Genomic DNA, 20953 nt, shown 5'->3' with positions numbered 1-20953 from the left:
CCGAAGAAGAGGGCGGGCATGGTAAGCAAAGCGCAGGGAAAGACGGTGAAAACGCGCCGGGTGTTCTACATCCCCGGCTACGATCCGATTCACCCGCGCCGCTACCGCGAGCTGTACCGCAAGGAAGGCGCCGCGCAGGCGGCGATCTCGGGCTATGAGATCGGTCTGAAGCCGAAGGCGGGCCGCGGCAATTACGGCTGGCAGGTGGATGCTGAGATCGACGGGCAGCGGGTGAGCGCGCAGGTCGAGGTTCTGGTCTGGTCCGACATCGTGCGCGAAAGCATGAGCAGTTCGATCCCGGCGACCTATTGGCAATTGCTGCGCACGGCTTGGGTCTACATCGGATCGGGCGCGCTTTGGCGGCTCATGCGGCTGCGCAGGGGGCCGGTGATCGCCGCACTCTACCCCGTTGGCATGTTGATCGCGCAGGCGCTGCTGGCGGTGGCGCTTGGCCTGTTGAGCTATGGCCTTCTCGGCATGCTCAGCGATCATTGGGCCGCGCGGCTCGCCTTCGCGGCACTGGGCATGGGGTTGGGCATTGCCCTGCTGCGCTGGTTCAAAAAGAAGGACGGCAAGTTTTTCGCCTATTACCTCATGCATGATTACGCCTATTCCGCCGCCACCAAGGGCGCGAATCCGCCGCAGCTTGAGGCCCGTATGGCCACCTTTGGCGATGCCATCGCCGCCGCGCTGACCGATGATGTCGACGAGGTCTTGGTCATCGGCCATTCCTCGGGCGCGCATCTGGGGGTTTCTGTGCTGGCCGATCTGATCCGGTCGGGCAGGGTGGCCGAAGGCGGGCCTGCTCTGGGTTTCCTCACGCTGGGGCAGGTGGTGCCAATGGTGTCTTTCCTGCCCCGGGCCGAGCGGTTGCGCGGCGATCTGCGCTATCTCTCGGCGCGAGATGAATTGGCTTGGGTCGATGTCACCGCCCCGGGCGATGGCTGCGCCTTTGCGCTTTGCGATCCGGTGTCGGTGTCCGGCGTGGCCCCCGAGGGGAAACGCTGGCCGCTGGTCTTCTCCGCCGCCTTCACGCAAACGCTTAGTCCCGCGCGTTGGAAGGCGCTGCGCTGGCGTTTCTTCCGGCTGCATTTCCAGTATCTTTGCGCCTTTGACCGGCCACGCGACTACGATTATTTCCAGATCACTGCCGGGCCCCAGACACTCGCCACGCGCTATGACGGGCGGCCCGCGTCGAAATCCCGGATCGACCACGCGGTCAGCAAATACACCTCTGTCGCCGCATGAGCCATCCGCCCAAACCCCCCGCGCGGCCCGACCGCGTGTCGCTCTGGCGCTATGCCAAACTGTTCCGCGCCGACATCCTCTCGGCCCAGCCCGCGCGGCTCTATCGGGCATGGATGGCTGAGTTCAAAACGCCCTTCTTTCGCAGCTACCTGATGAACCAGCCCGAACTGGTGAAAACCGTGTTGAAGGACCGGCCCGAGGATTTCCCCAAATCCGACCGTATCGGCGAGGGGCTGCGGCCCCTCTTGGGCAACTCAGTCTTTCTGACCAATGGCGAGACATGGAAACGCCAGCGCCGCATCATCGACCCAGCCTTCGAGGGCGGGCGGCTGCGCGAGACCTTTCCAGCCATGTGGGACGCGGCAGAGGCGGCTGCGGCAAGGCTGGAGCCCAAGGCGGGTGAGGTGGTCGAGATCGAGGCTGAGACAAGCCACGCCGCCGCCGATGTGATCTTTCGCACGCTGTTTTCGCTGCCGATCGAACATGAGGTCGCCCGCGCCGTTTTTGACGAGTTTCGCAATTACCAGCGCAGCCAGCCGATCCTGAACCTCGGGGCGCTTTTGCCGCTGCCGCGCTGGATGCCGCGCCTGTTTCGCCGCGACACGCGGGCCAGTGCGGCGCGGATCAGGGCGCTGATCACCGATCTTACCCGCGCGCGCATCGCGCAGATCGAGGCGGGCACCGCGCCCGATGATCTTGCCACCAAGATCATGACCCAAGCAGATCCCGAAACCGGAGAGCGCTTCGACACCCAAGAGATGGTCGATCAGGTCGCGATCTTCTTTCTTGCAGGGCATGAGACCAGCGCCTCGGCCCTCGCTTGGGCGCTATACTTGATGGCCACCCATCCCGCGTGGCAAGAGCGACTGGCGGAAGAGGCGCAGGCGCTTGAGACCTGCGATTTCGCGGTGGTGTCGAAACTAAAGCTCAGCCGCGATGTTTTTCGCGAAACGCTGCGCCTTTACCCGCCCGTGCCGATGATGGTGCGCGAGAACCGCTGCCCCGAACACTTCCGTGACCGACAGGTGAAACAGGGCGCGCAACTGGTGCTCAGCCCGTGGCATCTGCACCGCCACGAACGGCTTTGGGAGAACCCCGACGGCTTTGACCCGACCCGCTGGCAGACCGAGAATGGCAAACAGTGCCAGCGCGACGCTTTCATCCCATTCTCCGCCGGGCCGCGGGTCTGCACGGGGGCGGGCTTTGCCATGGTCGAGGGGCCGCTGATCCTGTCGCGCATCCTGCGCGACTTCCGCGTGACGGCCCAACCGGGCCGCGTGCCAGTGCCTGTCGCACATTTGACCGTCCGTTCAGATAAGGGCATTTGGTTAGCGCTATCAAGACGCTAGCTGCTATCATCGGCTTTGCGTTTCAATTAGAAACGCAGCGAACGGAATCAAAATAGGACCTGGGTGACATGGGCTACGACAAGGCGCAACTTGAGCAAATGGACAGCGGCAAGGGCTTCATCGCGGCGCTTGATCAATCGGGTGGCTCCACCCCCAAGGCGCTGAGCCTCTATGGCGTGGAACCGTCGGACTACAACGGCGACGAAGAGATGTTCAAAGCCGTCCATGACATGCGGGCGCGGATCATCTTGGCCGATGATTTCACCTCTGAAAAAGTGATTGGCGCGATCCTTTTCGAGCGCACGATGGATGACACGATCAACGGCAAGCCGGTCGCGCAGCTGCTCTGGGAAGACCGCGGCGTGGTGCCTTTCCTGAAGATCGACAAGGGTCTGGAAGAGACCAATAACGGCGTGCAGATGATGAAGCCGATCATGGAGATCGACGACCTGCTGGCCCGTGCCGTGAAACACGGCATCTTCGGCACCAAGGAACGCTCTGTCATTCATGAGGCCAATGAAAACGGCATCGCCGCCGTGGTGGCGCAGCAGTTCGAACTGGCCAAACAGGTCTGTGCCGCCGGTCTCGTGCCGATCATCGAGCCCGAGGTGAACATCAACTCCGAGAGCAAGGCCGAGGCCGAAGAAATTCTGCACGGTGAGATCGAGAAGCACCTGAAGGCGCTGCCCGAAGGTGAGATGGTGATGCTGAAACTGACGATCCCCGAAAAGGCCGGTCTCTATGACGATCTTGCCGAGCATGCCAATGTGCTGCGCGTCGTGGCGCTGTCGGGTGGCTATTCCACGGCGGAAGCCTGCGAACGGCTGGGCAAGAACCGGACCATGATCGCCAGCTTCTCCCGCGCTTTGACCGAAAGGCTGAACGTCAAGATGACGGACGCCGAGTTCAACACGGCGCTTGGGCAGAACATCGAGAAAATCTACCAAGCCTCGATTTGCTAAACGGAATTTTTTGAAAATTCCGAAGCCGTTTTCTTTTAAAGAAAACGGCTACACGATCCGCCGGATGGGTTCACGATGGCAAAATATGATGACCTGTCCGGCGTTTTCCACCGCTTGATACCCACGGCGCTTCAATTCCGCTTCGAATGCCCGGCGTCCGACGAATTTCTCGATATCCCGCGCTTTGCGCCGGATCACCTGACCGCTGATCGCGGCGCGCGAGGCAAAGAGGCTGTGGAGCCACGCCTGTGGCGAAAGGGGAGAGGCCAAAGTCATGGCCGGACGCTAATCCGCTTTTGGTAAACGTTCCTTTAACGACCGCAGCACAAACAAGCGGATCGCCCCGGCCAGCCCGATGTCCAGCCCACGGGCGGCGTCAATCTCGGCCACCAACGCGTTGATCGGCATGCCCCGTGCGGCGGCGATGGCGCGGAACTCAGCCCAGAATTCGTCTTCGAGGGAGATCGATGTCCGGTGGCCCCTTAGGGTCACCGAATGTTTGCGGGGCCTTGCGCTCATGTCTCGCGCTTATGCGCGTCGAGCGTGGCCTTGGCTTGGGCGGCGCTTTTGCGCGCCGCCTCCTTCTCGGCCTTGCTGCGGCCAAAGCGCAGCGCATTCTCATCCGCCTGAGCGCGGCGGGCCGCAAGATCGCGTGCCTTTCTCGCCTTGTTCAGGTTGATGGGCTGGCTCATTTCGGGCCGATCATGTTCTCGGGGCGCACCACACGCTCGAATGTCTCGGCATCGACGAAGCCCAAGGCGATCGCCTCTTCCTTCAGGGTGGTGCCGTTCTTATGCGCGGTCTTTGCGACCTTGGTGGCGTTGTCATAACCGATCTCGGGGGCCAGCGCGGTGACCAGCATCAGCGACTCGCGCATGAGCTTTTCGATCCGGTCCGCGTCAGCCTTGAGGCCATCCACCAGATTGTCGGTAAAGGCCGAAGCTGCATCGCCCAAAAGCTGCATAGATTGCAGCACGTTATAGGCCATCATCGGCTTGTAGACGTTAAGCTCGAAATGCCCCTGCGACCCGGCGAAACCCACGGCGGCATCATTGCCCATAACATGGGCGCAGACCTGCGTCAGCGCCTCGCATTGCGTTGGGTTCACCTTGCCCGGCATGATCGAAGAGCCGGGCTCGTTCTCGGGCAGGATCAATTCGCCCAGACCGCAGCGCGGGCCGGAGCCCAGAAGTCGGATGTCATTGGCAATTTTGAACAGCGAAGCCGACACGGTCTTCAGCGCGCCGGAAATCTCGACCATCGCGTCATGGGCGGCAAGTGCTTCGAATTTGTTGGGGGCTGTGACGAAGGGCAACCCGGTGATCTCGGCCATGTTATGCGCCACAGTCTCCGCCCAGCCTTGTTTGGTGTTCAGCCCGGTGCCGACGGCGGTGCCACCCTGTGCCAGCTCATAGATACGGCCAAGCGCATCGCGCACGCGGGCGATGCCCATGGCGACCTGATGGGTATAGCCCGAGAATTCCTGAGACAGCGTCAGCGGTGTCGCGTCCTGCGTATGGGTGCGGCCGATTTTGATGATGCCGTCGAATTCCTCGACCTTCTTCTCCAATGCACCGTGCAGCTTCTCCAGCCCCGGCAGCAGCACGTCACGCGCCGTCATCGCGGTAGCAATATGCATGGCGGTGGGGAAAGTGTCGTTCGAAGACTGGCCCATGTTGCAATGATCGTTGGGGTGCACCGGGTCCTTGGAGCCGATGGTGCCGCCCATGAGTTCGATCGCGCGGTTGGCGATGACCTCATTGGCGTTCATGTTCGACTGGGTGCCGGAACCGGTCTGCCAGACCACCAGCGGGAAGTTATCGTCGAACTTGCCCTCGAACACTTCGCCAGCGGCCTGAATGATTGCCTTACCGCGTTCCTCGTCCAGCGAGCCCTGCGCGACATTCGCCTGCGCGCAGGCTTTCTTGATCACGCCGAGCGCGCGCACGATGGCGATGGGCTGCTTTTCCCAGCCAATCGGGAAGTTCATGATCGAACGCTGCGTCTGCGCGCCCCAGTATTTATCGGCGGGGACTTCAAGCGGACCAAAGCTGTCGGTTTCGGTGCGGGTATCGGCCATTCTGCGGCTCCTGCTGTGACTTATCGTTGTCCAGCGGTGTACCTGCGCCTTACGCGCTGCGCAATGCGGGGATGGCGCTAACGGCCATTCCGCCGCTACTTCCGAAAGGAATCGAGCGAGACGATCTCGGCATCTTTGACCGGCTCTTCCGCGACTTCCAGCTCTGCCTCATCCGTCTGGTCGAGCGTGGCCTCATCCTCCGCCACGTCTTCCTCTTCGGTTTCTTGCTGTTCGAACCGCAGGCCGAACTCAACCGAAGGGTCCACGAAGGTGCGGATCGCGTCGTAAGGAATATAAAGCGGCTCCGGCGCATCGCCGAAGTTCAACGTGATGGCGAAACCGTCTTCACCCACATCGAGGCCGTCGTACCAGTGCTGCATCACGACGGTCATCTCATCTGGATAGCGGTCGGACAGCCAATCGGCCAATTCCGCATCCGGATGCGAGGTGTCGAAGGTGATGAAGAAATGGTGATTCCCCGGCAGTCCCTTGTCCGATACGTCTTGCAAGACCCTGCGGATCAGGCCCCGCATGGCTTCGTGCATCAGGTTGCCGTAATCAATGCTGCGGCTCATTCTTCTCTCCGGTCCGGGCGTTGGGCAGGGGTAAGCATACCCCATTCAGGGGCGAGTGAAAGGGGGTCCCGCGCTAAATCGCTTGAAGGATCAGCGCCAGCGTGGCGAGCAGAACCATCGTGACGACAAAACCACGCTTGAGCGCCAGCATCAGCACGGCCGCCAAGAGGGTGAGCGCGGCGGCCATGGGGTTGAAACTGTCCCAAACGGGCAGGGGCAGGGCGAGCGGGCCATCAGCGCCCACCCGGTCAAACAGCACATGCAGCGCAAACCAGACCGAGAGATTGGCGATGACACCCACGACAGCCGCCGTGATCGCCCGCAGTGCGCCTGCGATGCGCGGCTGTTCAGAGAGCGCCTCAAGATACGGGCCAGCAAGGAAAATCCACAGAAAACAGGGCGTGAAAGTGACCCAAAGCGCCAGCAGCCCGGCAGCCATCGCCCCCGCGGGGCCGCTTTGCGCAAATCCCGCCAACATCCCGACGAATTGCGTCACAAGGATCAGCGGGCCCGGCGTCGTCTCAGCCAAGCCAAGCGCGTCGATCATCTGATCGGTCTCGATCCAGCCGAAATCCTGCACCACGGTCTGGGTCATATAGGCCAGCACCGCATAGGCCCCGCCGAAGGTCACCACGGCCAGTTTGGAAAAGAACAGCCCCAGTTGCAGCAGAAAGTCGTCGCCGATGAAGGCAAGGAACAGAAGCGGCGCGGCCCAGAGACCACCCCAGATAAGCAGGGTGCGCAGGCTATGCGCCGGCGGCAGGTCGGCGGCTTCGGTCTCGGGCGTCGGGCTTCGGGTCAGCATCCCAATGGCCCCGGCCACCAGAATGATCAGCGGAAACGGCAGGCCCAGCACGAAGAGCGCGATGAAAGACCCAAAGGCCAGCGCCCAGCCGAGACGCCCGTGAAGCGCCTTTGAAGAAACTTTCAGAAGCGCTTGGAATACCACGATAATGACAGCGGCCTTGATGCCCAGAAAGGCCGTTTGCACCAAGGGCATCTGCCCATACCACGCATAAAGGAGCGCGAGTGCCGCGATGAATACAGCTCCCGGCACGACGAAAAGCAGCCCCCCCAACAGCCCGCCCGCGACACCGCGCAGGCGCCAGCCTGCATAGGTCGCCAGCTGCATCGCCTCCGGTCCGGGCAACAGCATACAGAGCGAAAGGGCCCGCAGGTAGGTCTGCTCGCTCAACCACGGGCGATGCTCGACCAGCTCGCGGTGCATCACGGCGATTTGGGCTGCGGGGCCGCCGAAGGACATCAACCCGATCCGGCCAAACACGCGAAACATATCGGGCCAACTAGGTGGGGTCATCGGGGCCATCCTGCGTCATCAAAGCCACCACAGCTTCGCTGCGTCACGGATAGGGCCAGAGGAAAGCGCGGTCAAGTTAATGCAAGAGCGCCGTCTAACGGGTATGAAACGGAAGGGAAAAGTGCAGGTTTCTGTTGCCAGGTACCTGCGAACCCCGCCTTAAGCTGCAAGGCCTAAGGACTTAAGATTTCAGTCGCTGAAACCGCTTACGCGGCCATCGCAACTGGAGCACGATTGTCATTTGCAATTGTACAGTTTGAACCGATAACGGTGGTATCTCACCGAGACAAAGCAACCCCTTTAGACGTTCGTCGATCCTATTTCGGCCCCATGATCCCCAAATGAAGGATGTTTGGTGGAGCCGCCGGGTACCGCCCCCGGGTCCGAACCGCTTATTACGAGCGCGTTTATGTCCATAGTCCCGAAGGACAGGATTAAAGTAGGGCTGCCATGGGTCAATTGCAAGGGGTGCGATGCGGTGAATTTTTCACGTCAAGACAAGCGCGTATCGCGTTGTTTATATGGCCCAACCTAGCGTCTGCCCGCAACTTCGGCATTCCGCGCCGCACGCGCGGCGAAAACGCTTTGGGCAAGCTGTTGCGTCTCGGCCTCCAGCGCGGTCAGCCCTGCCGTCACCGCCCTGCCGTCATGGGCCTCTACCGCATCCGCGATCTCTTGATGCAGAGCCACGATCCGTGCGCGATCCCGCGCGGTGAAGGTGATCATATTCATCAGGGGCTGCATCGCCTCAACCGCGCCTGCAAGTTGATAACTCAGGACCGGATTGCCCGCACCATCGACCAGCGCCCGGTGAAATGCCACGTCGGAGGCGCAAAAGGCCTCATCCGTCAGTCCCGGCTGCGCCTGCCGGTGAATCTCCGCGCGCATGGTGGCAAGGTGGTCCGCCGTCCGCCGTTCTGCCGATAGCGGGGCGCAGGCGCGTTCCAAGGCGAAGCGTGCCTCGCAAGCGGTCTCAAAACTCACCGCATTCATCGACAGCAGCAGGGTCGATGTGGTGATCTGCTGCGCATAGGCGTCCGGAAAGCTCAGCCGGTTGACGAAAGCCCCCCCCGTGGCCCCGCGCTGCGTGCGGATCAGCGATTGCGCGGCCAGCCGCTTGAGCGCCTCGCGCACCGTGGGGCGGGAAACCTCGAACTGCTCGGCCAGCTCCGCCTCGGAGGGCAGGCGCTGGTCGACGATCAGATGCCCGCCGATGATGGCGTCGCGGATGGCCGTGGCGATCTGGGCCGATAGATCGGCGGGGTTGGTTGGGTCAATTTTCATATGTCTTACAATTAGTGTTTGCGAGGACTTTAATTGTCTGACATTAAATCTACAAGAGCACGCAGGGGAGGGCGGCGATGACCGGGATGGTACGATCAACACTATGGCTGGGGTTTTTCGCCCTAATTCTCGCCGCTTGGTGGATGATGTACAGCATGGCGATGCAGATGGATCTCGATCTGCTGGGCCGCCCCGGAGCCATGGGCGAACGCATGCGGCAGATGGATCCGGGCATGGATATGTATATGCCCATGGCGCGTTTCTTTCCACTGTTCGTGATGTGGGGCGCGATGATGGCGGCGATGATGGTCCCGACCATGGTGCCGACGCTACGCGCTTACGAAGACCTCATGACTTCGGCCAATGGCACGCGCGCGGGTTGGCTGGCGGTGCTTGCAGGCTACCTCGCAGTCTGGCTGATCTTCGCAGCGGGGATCGCGGGTTTGCAACTGTTGCTGCTGCACGGCGGCGTCATCGACATGCTCGGCATCGCCAAATCGCGTTGGACGGCGGCGGCGCTGCTCTTGGCTGTGGGCCTCTTCCAATTTACCCGCGCCAAGGAGATTTGCCACGGCGTCTGCCACTCTCCGATGATGTATTTCATGGGCCATTGGCGCCCCGGCGCCGCGGGCGGTTTTCGCATGGGGCTGGGCCTCGGCGCCTTTTGTACGGGCTGCTGCTGGGGCTTTATGCTTCTGGGCTTTGCCGGCGGGGTCATGAACCTTGCTTGGATGGGGCTGGCCACGCTTTTCATGGTCATCGAAAAACTGCCCCAGATCGGGCATTACGTAACAAAACCAATGGGTTTCGCCCTGATCCTCGGCGCAGGAGCCGTGGCGGGTTGGCCCATGATCACAGGAGGATAGTATGCCAAACAGAGAGATGACACCCGCCAATTGGGCGATCAAGGGCGAGCTTTTCCTGAACTGCTCTTGCGATGTCTTCTGCCCCTGCGTGGTCAGCCTTGGCGCGCATCTGCCGACCGAAGGCCACTGCCATGCATGGATGGGCATCGTGATCGACGAGGGCCATTTCGAGGGGGAGGACTTGGCCGGTCTGAACGTCGGGCTGTTGGTCGACATTCCGGGCCGCATGGGCGAGGGAAATTGGAAGGTCGCCGCCTATGTGGACGACCGCGCGAGCGAGGCGGCCTATGACGGGTTGCTGCAAATCTTCTCAGGCGCTGCGGGTGGCACCACGGGGCTGTTCACCATGTTGGTAAGCGAGATCATCGGCGCCGAACGCGCCCCGGTCGAAATCATTCGCGACGGCAACCGCCGGGTCATCAACATTGGCCGAAAGATCAACGGCGAGATCGAGATGCTGGCCGGGGCCGAACCGGGAGAGCCTGTGACGATCACCAATTCGAAATACTGGATGGGCCCGAATATCGTGGCTGCGCGTGGCGTAAAATCCAAGGTCCGCGACTATGGCCGGGTCTGGGATTTCGGCGGTAAATCGGCTGAGGTCTGCGCGATTGATTGGCAGGGGGCGCGGTGATCACCCCCGCCTATGCCAAGGAGATGGCGCGCTATAATGCTTGGCAAAACAGACAGTTGTCAAATGTCGTTCAGACTTTGGATGAAGCATCGTTAACGCAGGATCGCGGGGCGTTCTTCGGCTCCATCCTCGGCACGCTGAACCATCTTCTGTGGTGCGATCAACTCTGGCTGTCGCGGTTCGAGCCTGCCGCGCCAAAACCGGAAGGCAAAGACACCGAGCTTTGCCGCTCCGGTGACGCCTGGGTTTTGGCGCGAGGGCAATGCGATCATGCCATTTCTGAGTGGGCGTCGGGGCTGGAGCAGTCAAGGCTGGATGGGGATTTAACGTGGCATTCCGGTATCTTGCAGCGCGATGTTTCCAAGCCAATGGCGGGATGTGTGGTGCATTTCTTCAACCACCAAACCCACCACCGCGGCCAAGTGCACGCCATGCTCACCAACGCAGGATGTGACGCGCCGGTAACCGATTTCATCTTTATGCCGGAGGAGGGCTGATGGCCGAACTCTCTCCCTCGCGCCGGATCAGGCGCACGCCATTCTCTGCCGGGGTCGAGGCGGCGGGTGTGAAAGCCTATACGGTCTACAACCGGATGCTGCTGCCCACCGTATTTGAGAGCACCGAGGCGGATTATCACCACTTGAAGAAAGCCGTGCAAGTCTGGGACGTGGCTTGCGAAAGACAGGTTGAACTGCGCGGGCCCGATGCTTCCCGACTGATGCAGATGCTGACGCCCCGTGATCTGCGCAATGTGGCGCCGGGCCGCTGTGTCTATGTGCCAATCGTGGATGAGACGGGTGGTATGCTCAATGATCCTGTGGCGGTGAAACTGGCCGAGGATCGTTGGTGGATTTCCATCGCCGATAGCGATTTATTGTTGTGGGCCAAGGGGATATGCAACGGTTATCATCTTGATGTTTTGGTCGATGAACCGGATGTGAACCTGCTGGCGGTGCAGGGGCCGAAGGCCGAAGATCTAATGGAACGCGTCTTTGGCGCGGCGGTGCGGGAGGTGAAGTTCTTCCGCTTCGGAGAGTTCCAGTTTCAAGGCCGCGCCATGAATGTCGCGCGCTCCGGCTACTCCAAACAGGGCGGCTTTGAGATTTATACCGAAGGGGCCGACATCGCGATGCCACTTTGGGAGGCCCTTTTCGGGGCGGGACGCGATCTGGATGTGCGGGCGGGCTGTCCGAACCTGATTGAGCGGATCGAGGGCGGATTGTTGAGCTATGGCAATGACATGACCGACGACAACACGCCCCACGAATGCGGTCTTGGCAAGCTCTGCGACACGCAGGCGGCGATGGGCTGTATCGGCAGAGACGCGCTGCTGCGGGTGGCGAAAGAGGGGCCGGTGCAACAGATACGTCCCCTAGAGATCGCGGGCGATCCGGTGCCGCTTTGTGATCGTGTCTGGTCCTTGATGGCGGGCGACAAACGCGTGGGGCAGGTGACCTCGGCGGTTTGGTCCCCTGACTTTGGCGTGAATGTCGCCATCGGAATGGTGCGGATGACCCATTGGGACCCGGGCACGCGCTTGCGGGCGCACACCCCCGATGGCGCGCGTGACGTGACCGTACGTGAAAGTTTCTGGGCCTGAGGCCCGGTCGATTGAAACCTGAAAAGGAGATGAAAGATGAGCTTTAATGCGCTGATTGTAAACAAGGATGACGAAGGCAAGACCCAGGCCGAGGTCACCCAGATCACCGAAGACCAACTGCCTGAGGCCGAGGTGACGGTCGCGGTCGAATATTCCACCGTGAACTACAAAGACGGGCTCTGCATCGGGCCGGGTGGTGGCTTGGTCCGCAACTATCCGCATGTGCCGGGCATCGATTTCGCCGGCACGGTCGAGACCTCGAATGACGACCGTTACAAGCCCGGCGACAAGGTGGTGTTGACCGGTTGGCGCGTGGGCGAGGCGCATTGGGGCGGCTATGCGCAAAAGGCGCGGGTCAAGGCCGATTGGCTGGTGCCGCTGCCCGAAGGGTTGGACACGCGTCAAGCGATGGCCGTGGGCACGGCAGGTTTCACCGCGATGCTGGCCGTCATGGCGCTTGAGGATCACGGCATCAAGAAAGGCCCGGTTCTGGTCACGGGTGCTGCGGGGGGCGTCGGCTCCGTCGCCACGGCGATCCTTGCCAACCTCGGCTATGAAGTGGCGGCGGTCACCGGACGGCCCGAGACCGAGGATTACCTCAAGAGCCTCGGCGCGGCCCGGATCGTCGCGCGGGACGAGATCAACGAGACGGTCAAACGCCCCCTTGAGGGCGAGACATGGGGCGGATGCGTCGATGCCGTGGGCGGCGCGATGCTGGCCCGCGTGCTGGGCCAGATGGAGTACGGGGCGAGCGTGGCGGCCGTGGGCCTTGCGGGCGGTGCGGCCCTGCCTGCCACGGTGATCCCCTTCCTGCTGCGCGGCGTGAACCTCTTGGGCATCGACAGCGTCATGCAGCCCTATGACAACCGTCTGCGCGCATGGGAGCGGGTGGCGAAAGACCTGCCGATGGACAAGCTGGAGGCGATGGTTCAACCCGCGGGTCTCAGCGATTTGCCCCAACTCGGGGCCGACATCCTCAAAGGGCAGGTCAAGGGCCGGGTGGTCGTGGACGTAAACGCTTGATATTGCCTCGGCGCGGGGCGGTGTGGTTAATGGTCCGCGCCGCCCCGATCGCCAGAAGGAGAGCATGATGGCCAGCTACGACGACGACAATATCTTTGCCAAGATTCTGCGCAAAGAGATCCCCAGCTTTAAGGTCTATGAGGACGACAAGACCTATTGCTTTATGGACATCATGCCCCGCGCCGAAGGGCATTGTCTGGTGATCCCCAAGTCGCCCTGCCGCAACATGCTCGACGCCAGCCCCGCACAATTGGCGGATTGTCTGGCGACGGTTCAGAAAGTCGCCAATGCCTGCCTACGCGCTTTTGGCGCCGATGGCATCACGGTGCAGCAGTTTAACGAGGCTGCGGGCGGGCAAGAGGTCTTTCACCTCCATTACCACATCCTGCCGCGGCATGAGGGCGACAAGCTGCGCCCGCCCGGTGTCCAAGGCGACATGGACCGGATTCGCGAACAGGCCGATGCGATTGCAGCCGCGCTCGGGACAGGGTAGTCCCCCCAAACTTACGTCGCAGCAGATACCGAAACGGTCGTTTTAGCCAAGTTTCCAAGGGGGCTTGGCCGCAATGGCTTGCCCAATGGTCGCAAGCCTCTATCCTGTTGCGCACGGATGAGAAAAACAGAACGCCGCGTTTTGCGCGGTAATCTGTCATCAAAGAGGGAACAGATTATGAGCGATACCAATTCGCACGGCATCCCCGAGCCTGAGGGCAAGGCGGATGTGATCGATACCGATTATGAGATCGGTCAGGACAATATCGAACGGCAGATCGGGCCGTTCGGGCTGGACATTCACAACCCGGTCTTTCTAATCTCGGGGATCGCGGTCGTGGTCTTCGTGTTCTACACCATCGCATTGCCGGAACAGGCCGCCGCGATCTTCTCGGCCATGTTCAACTTTACCACGAAGAACTTCGACTGGTTCCTGATCGGCTCTGCCGACTTGGTGGTGATCTTTGCACTTTTGCTGATCGTCACGCCCTTTGGCAGTGTCCGCCTTGGCGGCAATGAAGCGGTAGCGGATTATACCTATCTGGGCTGGTTCGCGATGCTTTTCGCGGCGGGCATGGGCATTGGCCTGATGTTCTACGGCGTGTCCGAGCCTTTGACTCACTTCTCCACCTCCATGGGCGAGATCACGACAGAGAACGGCTTGCGCACCGACTGGGCCCCCTTGGGTGCCGCCACGGGTGACGAGGCTGGTTCGCTGCGCCTTGGCATGGCGGCGACGATCTATCACTGGGGTCTGCACCCTTGGGCGATCTACGCCATCGTCGCGCTGGCGCTGGCGTTGTTTACCTATAACAAGGGTCTGCCGCTGACGATCCGCTCGGCCTTTTACCCGGTTCTGGGCGAACGTGTTTGGGGCTGGCCCGGGCATATCATCGACACCATCGCGGTTTTCGCCACGCTCTTTGGTCTGGCCACGTCGCTCGGTCTGGGGGCCACGCAGGCGAACGCGGGTCTAAACGAATTGTTCGGCATCCCAACCGGCACCACCTCCGAAGTCGTGCTGATTTCCTTGATCACCGCCGTGGCGCTGGTCTCGGTTCTGCGCGGCCTTGATGGCGGTGTGAAGGTGCTGAGTGAGATTAACATGGGGCTGGCCGCCTTGCTGGCGCTCTTCACGCTCTTTGTGGGGCCGACGATCTTCTTGCTGTCCTTCTTCTGGGACTCGCTGGTGGCCTATATCGAATACCTGCCCGCACTGGCGAACCCGTTTGGCCGTGAAGACGTGAACTTCTCGCAGGGCTGGACGGCCTTCTACTGGGCATGGTGGATCAGCTGGTCACCCTTCGTCGGCATGTTCATCGCCCGCGTCAGCCGGGGTCGTACCGTGCGGGAATTCGTGATCTGCGTGCTGCTGATCCCCTCGCTGGTCTGCGTGCTCTGGATGTCGATCTTTGGTGGCACCGCGATCCATCAGGTGCTGAACGACGGCTACACCTCGGCCCAAGATGCGGCCCTGCCGTTGCAGCTGTTCAAAATGCTCGACGCGCTGCCGCTGGCTTCGATCACCTCCTTCATCGGCATCGTGCTGGTGGTGGTGTTCTTCGTCACCTCGTCCGACTCCGGGTCGCTTGTGATCGACACGATCACCGCAGGCGGCAAGGTCGATGCGCCGGTGCCGCAGCGGGTGTTCTGGTGCATCTTCGAGGGTGCCGTGGCCATCGCGCTGTTGATCGGCGGGGGCCTCGCGGCGCTGCAATCCATGGTGATTTCCACCGGTTTGCTGTTCACGCTGCTGCTGCTCTTCATGTGCTTCTGCATCTTCCGCGGTCTGCAGGACGAGCGTAAAATCCGCTAACCTGCACAGCCTTTGTAAAACGGATGACGGCGGCCCTTCGGGGTCGCCGTTTTGTTTGGGCGCTTGACCTTGGCCGCGCTGCGGTCAACCTTCGCGCCATGCATATTGATTCCGAATGGGTCCGCGCCCAATTTCCCGCCTTCGCCGAGCCGAGCCTTCAGGGGCAGGCTTTCTTTGAAAACGCCGGTGGGTCTTACACCTGCCGCCAAGTCATCGACCGGCTGCATCGCTTCTACACCCAGCGAAAGGTGCAGCCCTACGGCGCCTATGAGGCCAGCCGCCTTGGTGGGGAGGAGATGGACGAAGCCCGCACCCGCATGGCCGCGATCCTTGACGTGACGCCGGAGGAGCTGAGCTTTGGCCCCTCCACCACGCAGAACACCTATGTGCTGGCGCAGGCTTTCGGCCAGATGATGCAGCCCGGTGAGGCGATCGTCGTGACCAATCAGGACCATGAGGCCAATACCGGCCCGTGGCGCCGGCTGGCCGAGCGGGGGATCGAGATCCGCGAATGGCAGATCGACCCTGACACCGGGCATCTCGATCCGGCAAAGCTCGAAGACCTCTTGGACGAGAATGTCCGGCTGGTCTGCTTCCCGCATTGCTCAAACGTGGTGGGCGAGATCAACCCGGTGACCGAGATCACGGCGCTGGCCCATGCCGCCGGTGCTTTCGTCTGCGTCGATGGCGTCTCCTATGCGCCGCATGGCTTTGCCGATGTCGGGGTGTTGGGGCCAGATATCTACCTCTTTTCGGCTTACAAGACCTTCGGGCCACATCAGGGTGTTATGGTCATCCGCCGGGCGCTCACCGAACTGCTGCCGAACCAAGCGCATCACTTCAACGGGGACGTGCTTTACAAACGTTTCACCCCCGCCGGGCCGGATCACGCGCAGATCGCAGCCAGCGCGGGCATGGCGGATTATATCGATGCTTTCCACGCCCACCATATCGGCGGCACTGCCGGGGCCACGGCGCGCGGTGTTGCTGTGCATGACGCGATGCGCGCCCATGAGACGGCTTTGCTGCAACCGCTGTTGGATGCCATGGCGGCGCGCAACTCGGTGCGGGTCATCGGCCCCACCGATGCGGCGACCCGCGCGCCCACGGTGGCATTGGCGCTTGATCGACCGGGGGGCGAGATGGCGCAGGCACTAGCCGCGCGCGGCATCATGGCAGGGGGTGGCACCTTCTACGCAGGCCGGGCGCTTGGTGCGATGGGGGTAGATGAGGCCAAAGGCGTGCTCCGCCTCAGTTTCACCCATTACACGACGCAGGATGAAATGGACAAGCTGCTGAACGCGCTGGATGATCTGCTCTGATCCTTGACCCGGGCGCAGGGGCGCTATGTTTCGGGACAAGTGCAGGAGCAAGACCCCCAACGTGAGCGACAATTCCCCGATTATCATGTGGTTCCGCCGCGATCTGCGGCTGAGCGACCATCCCGCCCTGACGGCGGCCTGCCAGTCGGGCCGCCCGGTCATCCCGCTGTTCATCCGCGACGCACAATCAGAGGCTTTGGGCGCGGCGCCGAAATTCCGCCTCGGGCTGGCCTTGGGCTGCCTTGGGGAGACTTTGGCCGAGAAGGGCAGTCGCCTGATCCTGCGTCGCGGCGATGCGCTTGAGGTGCTGCGCGAGGTGATCGAAACAACCGGCGCGGGGGCAGTCTGTTGGAGCCGCCTTTACGATCCCGCCGCGATCGACCGCGACGCCAAGGTCAAAGAGGCGCTGAAGGACGATGGGGTCGAAGCCTGTAGCTTTGCCGGGCATCTGATGTTCGAGCCTTGGACGGTTGAGACCAAAACCGGCGGCTTTTACAAAGTCTTCACCCCCTATTGGAAGGCGGTCCGGGGCCGCGATGTGGCGGCCCCCTTGGCCACTCCGAGCGACATCCCAGCCCCGCCAAACTGGCCCGAGAGCGCCGCGCTCGACGATTGGCAAATGGACGCCGAGATGCAGCGCGGGCGCGATGTGGTGCGCCCATATGTGCGTCTGGGGGAGGCCGCGGCACAGGCTCGGCTAGGTTCTTTCATGGCCCATATCGTTGAAGGCTACGACGAAAGCCGCGACATGCCGGGCGAAGATGGCACCTCGGCCCTGTCGGAAAACCTGTCGCTGGGTGAGATCAGCCCGGCCCAGTGTTGGCACGCGGGCCAGCGGGCGATGCAGGAGGGCAAGCGCGGGGCTGAGACTTTCCTCAAGGAACTCGCCTGGCGCGAGTTTGCCTATCACCTCATGTATCACACGCCGCGCATCCTTGACCAAAACTGGCGCGAGGAATGGCAGGCCTTCCCATGGAATGAGGACGAGCGCCGCGCCGAGGTGCTGGCATGGAAACAGGGGCGCACCGGGGTGCCTTTCGTCGATGCGGCCATGCGCGAGTTGCAGGTCACGGGGCGCATGCACAACCGGGGCCGCATGATCGTGGCGAGCTATCTGACGAAACATTTGATGTGTCATTGGCGGATCGGGCAAAAGTGGTTCGAAGAACATCTGATCGACTGGGATCCGGCCAATAACGCGATGGGCTGGCAGTGGGCCGCAGGGTCCGGCCCCGATGCGACGCCGTTCTTTCGCATTTTCAACCCCGAGACCCAGCTTGATCGGTTCGACAAGGGGCGCGACTACACCCGCCGTTGGATCGCCGAGGGGCGCGTGAAACCGCGTGACGAGGCGCTGGCCTATTTCGACGCGATCCCACGCCGCTGGGGCCTAAGCCCAGAGGATGATTACCCCGATCCGATCGTCGATCTGTCAGAGGGGCGGGAACGGGCGCTCGATGCCTATCGCAACCGCGACTTTTAACTTTTTGCGAAACAGCAGCCTGCGGTTACAGTAGGCGTCAAGAACAAGAACGGAACCGAGGTATGAAGCTTACGACCACCGAGGGGCAGAAAGGTCTGCCGCGCTATTTCCCGCAGGTCTTCGCCATGGCGCAGGAAATGCAGCATGGGCGGGTGGACTTTGTCCTGCCTGATGGCCGCGTGTTCCGCGCCGAAGGGGCCAAGCCCGGCCCGGTGGCAGAACTGCACATCCATAACGATGACCTTTTCGCACGGTTGATCCGCGAGGGCGACCTGGGCTTTTGCGACGCCTATCTGGACGAGTGGTGGTCGACGCCGGACCTGCAAGCCTTCATGGATTTGGTTCATGCGGGGAATGAGACGGTCTATGACGGTTTCCCCGGCCAAGGGCTGCTGCGTCAGTTCGAAAAGTTCCGCTTCTGGCTCCAGCGCAACAACCGCAAACAGGCCAAACGCAACATCAGCTATCACTACGATCTGGGCAATGCGTTCTACAGCCTCTGGCTGGATGATACGATGACCTATTCTTCGGCCATTTTCGAGGGCGACGCCCAGCAATCGCTGGAGGCCGCGCAGCGGGCGAAATACAAGTCCATGGTCGATCAGATGGGTGTGCAGCCCGGCGATCATGTCTTGGAAATCGGCTGCGGCTGGGGCGGTTTTGCGGAATATGCCGCAGCCGAACGCGGGCTGAAGGTGACCGCGCTGACCATCAGCCAAGAGCAGTTCAACTACGCACAAGAGCGCATTGCCAAGGCGGGCCTCTCAGACCGCGTGACCTTCAAACTGCAAGACTACCGCGATGAGACCGAGAGCTATGACGGCATCGCCAGCATCGAGATGTTCGAGGCGGTGGGCGAGAAATACTGGCCGGTCTATTTCGACACGCTGCACCAGCGCCTGAAACCGGGCCGCGCCGCGACCTTGCAGATCATCACCGTCGCCGACCGCCGTTGGGAGGTCTATAAACGCGGGGTGGATTTCATCCAAAAATACATATTCCCAGGCGGCATGTTGCCCAGCCCCACGATCCTGCGGGAGCAGGTGGAGCGTGCAGGGCTGGTGGTCGACCGGTCGATCGAATTTGGCAAAAGCTATGACATCACCCTGCGCCGTTGGCATGAGACCTTTAACGAGAAATGGGATCAGATCACCGCGCTTGGCTTTGACGAACGCTTTCGCCGGATGTGGAATTTTTACCTCACTTCCTGTGCCGCGACATTTGACAGTGGCAATTGCGACGTGACGCAGATTACGGTACGGCGACCTGTGTGACCGCCCCTGCGGTCCGCCCCCGCAAGGAGCCGAAAAATGCCGACTGGTGCACGACTTATGGCGGCGATCTCACTCGCCGTGCTGGCCTTTGTCCTGTCGGGCATGGTGGTGCCACTGATGCCGGAACGCACGGATTTCGGGTATTTCCTGCCGCTTAACGTGGTGTTGGGCCTCATCGTGGGCTGGCGCGTGATGGGTCGGCGCGCGGGCCGGGGCATCGTGGCTGCGATCAACAACGGTTTTGCCGGTGTCTTTGTGCTGATGCTCTGGGCGATCTTTTTGCAGGCGGCGAATGAAATGGTCCGGCTGGCGCTGCGCAACCGCTATGACGATCCCTTCGAGGCCATCGTCGCCGTGTTTCAGATCGGCGCGGAATTCGGCCTGATGATCGCCACCGTGCCCATCGGCGTGGCACTTGTTGTCGGCGGCGTGATCGCGGGGCTTTTGACCGAATTTGCTTATAACCGTTGGCCCTGACCCCCATGCGACATCTCTTTATTTACGGCACCCTGCGGCATCTGCCGCTGTTGGAAATTGTGCTTGGCCGCTCCGCCGAGGCGATAGACCTCAGCCTCGCCAATCTTCCCAGCTACCAAGTCTCTGCCGCCGCCGAAGGCCCGTTTCCCACGATTGAGACGCGCGATGGCGCGCAGGCCGAGGGCTTGCTGGTGCGGGGCCTGAGCGCGGATGATTTCGCGCGGCTCGATTTCTATGAAGGCGCGTTCGACTATGATTTGGTGCCGGTGACACTGGCAGACGGGCAGGGGGCCGAGGTCTATCTGCCCCAGCCCGGGCGCTGGACCGCGCAGGGGCCATGGTCCTTGCCTGAGTGGGAGCGTGATTGGGCCGCGCTTTCCTGTCATGCCGCGCGCGAAGTGATGAGCTATATGGGCAAGCGCCCGCGGGCCGAGGTCGATGCGATGTTCCCGATGATCCGCCGCCGAGCCCATCAGCAGGTGCTGGCGGCGCAGGGCATGCATGATCCGCTAGCGCTCGATGGCAAGGTCGAGGTGACCGACCGCCGCCGCGTTTACGCGAACTTCTTCGCCCTTGATGAAATCTCGCTGCGACATGAGACATTTGACGGCAGCATGTCGGCGCAGATCGACCGCGCGGTTTTTGTCAGCGCGGATGCAGCTTTGGTGCTGCCCTATGACCCGCTGCGCGACCGCGTGCTGCTGGTCGAGCAAATCCGCATGGGCCCGCTGGCGCGCGGCGATCATACCCGCTGGCAGTTGGAACCCATCGCGGGCCATATCGACCCCGGCGAAACGCCGCAGGCCGCCGCCCGGCGCGAAGCGCGTGAGGAGGCGGGGATCACCTTGGGCGCCTTGGAGCCGGTCGGAAACGTCTATGCCTCTCCCGGCAATGCGACCGAGTTCTTTCACATTTTCGTGGGATTGGCAGATTTGCCGGATCATATCATCGGCACGGGCGGTTTGGCCACGGAGGGTGAGGATATCCGGTCCCATCTGATGTCCTTCGATAATTTGATGGCCTTGGCGGATGCGCAGGCGCTGGCCAATGCGCCGCTGGTGGCAAGCGCCTATTGGCTCGCCCACCACCGCGAACGCTTGAGGTCCGAAGACACGACAGCTAAACCGGACGGAACATGAACTGGGGGCAT

At 61.9% G+C, this 20953-nt stretch carries 22 protein-coding genes and 1 other RNA gene; 15 read left to right on the top strand and 8 right to left on the bottom strand.

Annotated elements, in window-relative coordinates; genetic code table 11:
- The first annotated feature begins 18 nt into the window (after nucleotides 1-18).
- The 3 genes from ACGYK2_RS01445 (at nucleotide 19) to ACGYK2_RS01435 (ending at nucleotide 3559) form a co-directional block, all read left to right on the top strand.
- Entirely contained in the window at nucleotides 19-1248 is a 1230-nt protein-coding gene (locus tag ACGYK2_RS01445) for a hypothetical protein (protein WP_271687237.1), read from the top strand.
- Nucleotides 1245-2597, top strand: coding sequence for a cytochrome P450 (locus tag ACGYK2_RS01440; protein WP_276154844.1), 1353 nt, complete (start codon nucleotides 1245-1247; stop codon nucleotides 2595-2597). Before ACGYK2_RS01445 ends, ACGYK2_RS01440 begins: the two co-directional genes overlap by 4 nt.
- A 68-nt stretch (nucleotides 2598-2665) precedes the next feature.
- On the top strand, nucleotides 2666-3559 hold the full coding sequence (locus ACGYK2_RS01435; protein WP_271687239.1) for a fructose bisphosphate aldolase: 894 nt from the start codon (nucleotides 2666-2668) through the stop codon (nucleotides 3557-3559).
- Between the two features lie 48 nt (nucleotides 3560-3607).
- Here ACGYK2_RS01435 and ACGYK2_RS01430 read toward each other — a convergent pair whose 3' ends face one another.
- The 8 genes from ACGYK2_RS01430 to ACGYK2_RS01395 all read right to left on the bottom strand — a co-directional run bounded on the left by ACGYK2_RS01430 (nucleotide 3608) and on the right by ACGYK2_RS01395 (nucleotide 8816).
- On the bottom strand, nucleotides 3608-3835 hold the full coding sequence (locus tag ACGYK2_RS01430) for an N-(5'-phosphoribosyl)anthranilate isomerase (protein ID WP_271687240.1): 228 nt from the start codon (nucleotides 3833-3835) through the stop codon (nucleotides 3608-3610).
- Between the two features lie 9 nt (nucleotides 3836-3844).
- Nucleotides 3845-4078 carry a ribbon-helix-helix domain-containing protein gene (locus tag ACGYK2_RS01425; RefSeq protein WP_271687241.1) on the bottom strand — a complete coding sequence of 78 codons (234 nt, stop codon included), beginning with the start codon at nucleotides 4076-4078 and terminating at the stop codon, nucleotides 3845-3847.
- Nucleotides 4075-4251, bottom strand: a complete 177-nt coding sequence (locus tag ACGYK2_RS01420) for a DUF4169 family protein (protein ID WP_067266677.1) — start codon at nucleotides 4249-4251, stop codon at nucleotides 4075-4077. Before ACGYK2_RS01420 ends, ACGYK2_RS01425 begins: the two co-directional genes overlap by 4 nt.
- Nucleotides 4248-5639 (bottom strand): class II fumarate hydratase, encoded by a 1392-nt coding sequence (fumC, locus tag ACGYK2_RS01415; protein ID WP_271687242.1) that lies wholly within the window; start codon nucleotides 5637-5639, stop codon nucleotides 4248-4250. Before fumC ends, ACGYK2_RS01420 begins: the two co-directional genes overlap by 4 nt.
- Before the next feature lie 95 nt (nucleotides 5640-5734).
- Complete coding sequence (locus ACGYK2_RS01410) at nucleotides 5735-6214, bottom strand: SspB family protein (RefSeq protein ID WP_067266680.1); 480 nt, start codon at nucleotides 6212-6214, stop codon at nucleotides 5735-5737.
- Nucleotides 6215-6287: 73 nt separating this feature from the next.
- On the bottom strand, nucleotides 6288-7532 hold the full coding sequence (gene chrA / locus ACGYK2_RS01405; RefSeq protein WP_271687243.1) for a chromate efflux transporter: 1245 nt from the start codon (nucleotides 7530-7532) through the stop codon (nucleotides 6288-6290).
- Nucleotides 7533-7652: 120 nt separating this feature from the next.
- Nucleotides 7653-8001, bottom strand: a transfer-messenger RNA (tmRNA) gene (ssrA, locus tag ACGYK2_RS01400).
- Between the two features lie 62 nt (nucleotides 8002-8063).
- Nucleotides 8064-8816 carry a FadR/GntR family transcriptional regulator gene (locus ACGYK2_RS01395; RefSeq protein ID WP_271687244.1) on the bottom strand — a complete coding sequence of 251 codons (753 nt, stop codon included), beginning with the start codon at nucleotides 8814-8816 and terminating at the stop codon, nucleotides 8064-8066.
- A gap of 77 nt (nucleotides 8817-8893) precedes the next feature.
- Here ACGYK2_RS01395 and ACGYK2_RS01390 point away from each other — a divergent pair, with 77 nt between their 5' ends.
- From ACGYK2_RS01390 to ACGYK2_RS01335, 12 genes are all read left to right on the top strand, one after another.
- On the top strand, nucleotides 8894-9682 hold the full coding sequence (locus ACGYK2_RS01390; protein ID WP_271687245.1) for a DUF2182 domain-containing protein: 789 nt from the start codon (nucleotides 8894-8896) through the stop codon (nucleotides 9680-9682).
- Nucleotide 9683: 1 nt separating this feature from the next.
- Nucleotides 9684-10316: a DUF1326 domain-containing protein gene (locus ACGYK2_RS01385; protein ID WP_271687246.1), complete on the top strand. Its 633-nt coding sequence runs from the start codon at nucleotides 9684-9686 to the stop codon at nucleotides 10314-10316.
- Nucleotides 10313-10813 (top strand): DinB family protein, encoded by a 501-nt coding sequence (locus ACGYK2_RS01380; protein WP_271687247.1) that lies wholly within the window; start codon nucleotides 10313-10315, stop codon nucleotides 10811-10813. Before ACGYK2_RS01385 ends, ACGYK2_RS01380 begins: the two co-directional genes overlap by 4 nt.
- Nucleotides 10813-11916 carry a dimethylsulfoniopropionate demethylase gene (locus ACGYK2_RS01375; protein ID WP_271687248.1) on the top strand — a complete coding sequence of 368 codons (1104 nt, stop codon included), beginning with the start codon at nucleotides 10813-10815 and terminating at the stop codon, nucleotides 11914-11916. Before ACGYK2_RS01380 ends, ACGYK2_RS01375 begins: the two co-directional genes overlap by 1 nt.
- A gap of 36 nt (nucleotides 11917-11952) precedes the next feature.
- Nucleotides 11953-12939: an acryloyl-CoA reductase gene (gene acuI, locus ACGYK2_RS01370; RefSeq protein ID WP_271687249.1), complete on the top strand. Its 987-nt coding sequence runs from the start codon at nucleotides 11953-11955 to the stop codon at nucleotides 12937-12939.
- 67 nt (nucleotides 12940-13006) lie between these two features.
- Complete coding sequence (locus tag ACGYK2_RS01365) at nucleotides 13007-13432, top strand: HIT family protein (RefSeq protein ID WP_067266693.1); 426 nt, start codon at nucleotides 13007-13009, stop codon at nucleotides 13430-13432.
- 177 nt (nucleotides 13433-13609) lie between these two features.
- On the top strand, nucleotides 13610-15247 hold the full coding sequence (locus ACGYK2_RS01360; RefSeq protein WP_276154402.1) for a BCCT family transporter: 1638 nt from the start codon (nucleotides 13610-13612) through the stop codon (nucleotides 15245-15247).
- A 98-nt stretch (nucleotides 15248-15345) separates the two neighbouring features.
- A complete protein-coding gene (locus ACGYK2_RS01355) occupies nucleotides 15346-16569 on the top strand; it encodes an aminotransferase class V-fold PLP-dependent enzyme (protein ID WP_271687251.1) in 1224 nt (407 codons plus the stop codon).
- 61 nt (nucleotides 16570-16630) lie between these two features.
- The gene (locus ACGYK2_RS01350) at nucleotides 16631-18052 is read left to right on the top strand and encodes a deoxyribodipyrimidine photo-lyase (RefSeq protein ID WP_271687252.1); all 1422 of its coding nucleotides are present in this window, start codon (nucleotides 16631-16633) and stop codon (nucleotides 18050-18052) included.
- Nucleotides 18053-18114: 62 nt separating this feature from the next.
- On the top strand, nucleotides 18115-19326 hold the full coding sequence (locus tag ACGYK2_RS01345) for a cyclopropane-fatty-acyl-phospholipid synthase family protein (RefSeq protein WP_271687253.1): 1212 nt from the start codon (nucleotides 18115-18117) through the stop codon (nucleotides 19324-19326).
- A 36-nt stretch (nucleotides 19327-19362) separates the two neighbouring features.
- Entirely contained in the window at nucleotides 19363-19803 is a 441-nt protein-coding gene (locus ACGYK2_RS01340; protein WP_394374186.1) for a TrgA family protein, read from the top strand.
- A 5-nt stretch (nucleotides 19804-19808) separates the two neighbouring features.
- A complete protein-coding gene (locus ACGYK2_RS01335; RefSeq protein WP_271687255.1) occupies nucleotides 19809-20942 on the top strand; it encodes an NUDIX domain-containing protein in 1134 nt (377 codons plus the stop codon).
- Nucleotides 20943-20953 lie beyond the last annotated feature (11 nt).

This window comes from Sulfitobacter sp. 1A10359 (assembly GCF_043558145.1).
GTDB lineage: Bacteria > Pseudomonadota > Alphaproteobacteria > Rhodobacterales > Rhodobacteraceae > Sulfitobacter > Sulfitobacter faviae.
Note: the sequence above shows the minus strand (reverse complement) of the source record. Positions and strands in the feature narration are given on the sequence as shown.

Excerpts from the sequence above, each read along its gene's own strand:
- ACGYK2_RS01445 (WP_271687237.1), top strand. The coding sequence starts at position 19 with ATGGTAAGCAAAGCGCAGGGAAAGACGGTGAAAACGCGCCGGGTGTTC.
- ACGYK2_RS01440 (WP_276154844.1), top strand. The coding sequence starts at position 1,245 with ATGAGCCATCCGCCCAAACCCCCCGCGCGGCCCGACCGCGTGTCGCTC.
- ACGYK2_RS01435 (WP_271687239.1), top strand. The coding sequence starts at position 2,666 with ATGGGCTACGACAAGGCGCAACTTGAGCAAATGGACAGCGGCAAGGGC.
- ACGYK2_RS01430 (WP_271687240.1), bottom strand. The coding sequence starts at position 3,835 with ATGACTTTGGCCTCTCCCCTTTCGCCACAGGCGTGGCTCCACAGCCTC.
- ACGYK2_RS01425 (WP_271687241.1), bottom strand. The coding sequence starts at position 4,078 with ATGAGCGCAAGGCCCCGCAAACATTCGGTGACCCTAAGGGGCCACCGG.
- ACGYK2_RS01420 (WP_067266677.1), bottom strand. The coding sequence starts at position 4,251 with ATGAGCCAGCCCATCAACCTGAACAAGGCGAGAAAGGCACGCGATCTT.
- fumC (WP_271687242.1), bottom strand. The coding sequence starts at position 5,639 with ATGGCCGATACCCGCACCGAAACCGACAGCTTTGGTCCGCTTGAAGTC.
- ACGYK2_RS01410 (WP_067266680.1), bottom strand. The coding sequence starts at position 6,214 with ATGAGCCGCAGCATTGATTACGGCAACCTGATGCACGAAGCCATGCGG.
- chrA (WP_271687243.1), bottom strand. The coding sequence starts at position 7,532 with ATGACCCCACCTAGTTGGCCCGATATGTTTCGCGTGTTTGGCCGGATC.
- ACGYK2_RS01395 (WP_271687244.1), bottom strand. The coding sequence starts at position 8,816 with ATGAAAATTGACCCAACCAACCCCGCCGATCTATCGGCCCAGATCGCC.
- ACGYK2_RS01390 (WP_271687245.1), top strand. The coding sequence starts at position 8,894 with ATGACCGGGATGGTACGATCAACACTATGGCTGGGGTTTTTCGCCCTA.
- ACGYK2_RS01385 (WP_271687246.1), top strand. The coding sequence starts at position 9,684 with ATGCCAAACAGAGAGATGACACCCGCCAATTGGGCGATCAAGGGCGAG.
- ACGYK2_RS01375 (WP_271687248.1), top strand. The coding sequence starts at position 10,813 with ATGGCCGAACTCTCTCCCTCGCGCCGGATCAGGCGCACGCCATTCTCT.
- acuI (WP_271687249.1), top strand. The coding sequence starts at position 11,953 with ATGAGCTTTAATGCGCTGATTGTAAACAAGGATGACGAAGGCAAGACC.
- ACGYK2_RS01365 (WP_067266693.1), top strand. The coding sequence starts at position 13,007 with ATGGCCAGCTACGACGACGACAATATCTTTGCCAAGATTCTGCGCAAA.
- ACGYK2_RS01360 (WP_276154402.1), top strand. The coding sequence starts at position 13,610 with ATGAGCGATACCAATTCGCACGGCATCCCCGAGCCTGAGGGCAAGGCG.
- ACGYK2_RS01355 (WP_271687251.1), top strand. The coding sequence starts at position 15,346 with ATGCATATTGATTCCGAATGGGTCCGCGCCCAATTTCCCGCCTTCGCC.
- ACGYK2_RS01345 (WP_271687253.1), top strand. The coding sequence starts at position 18,115 with ATGAAGCTTACGACCACCGAGGGGCAGAAAGGTCTGCCGCGCTATTTC.
- ACGYK2_RS01340 (WP_394374186.1), top strand. The coding sequence starts at position 19,363 with ATGCCGACTGGTGCACGACTTATGGCGGCGATCTCACTCGCCGTGCTG.
- ACGYK2_RS01335 (WP_271687255.1), top strand. The coding sequence starts at position 19,809 with ATGCGACATCTCTTTATTTACGGCACCCTGCGGCATCTGCCGCTGTTG.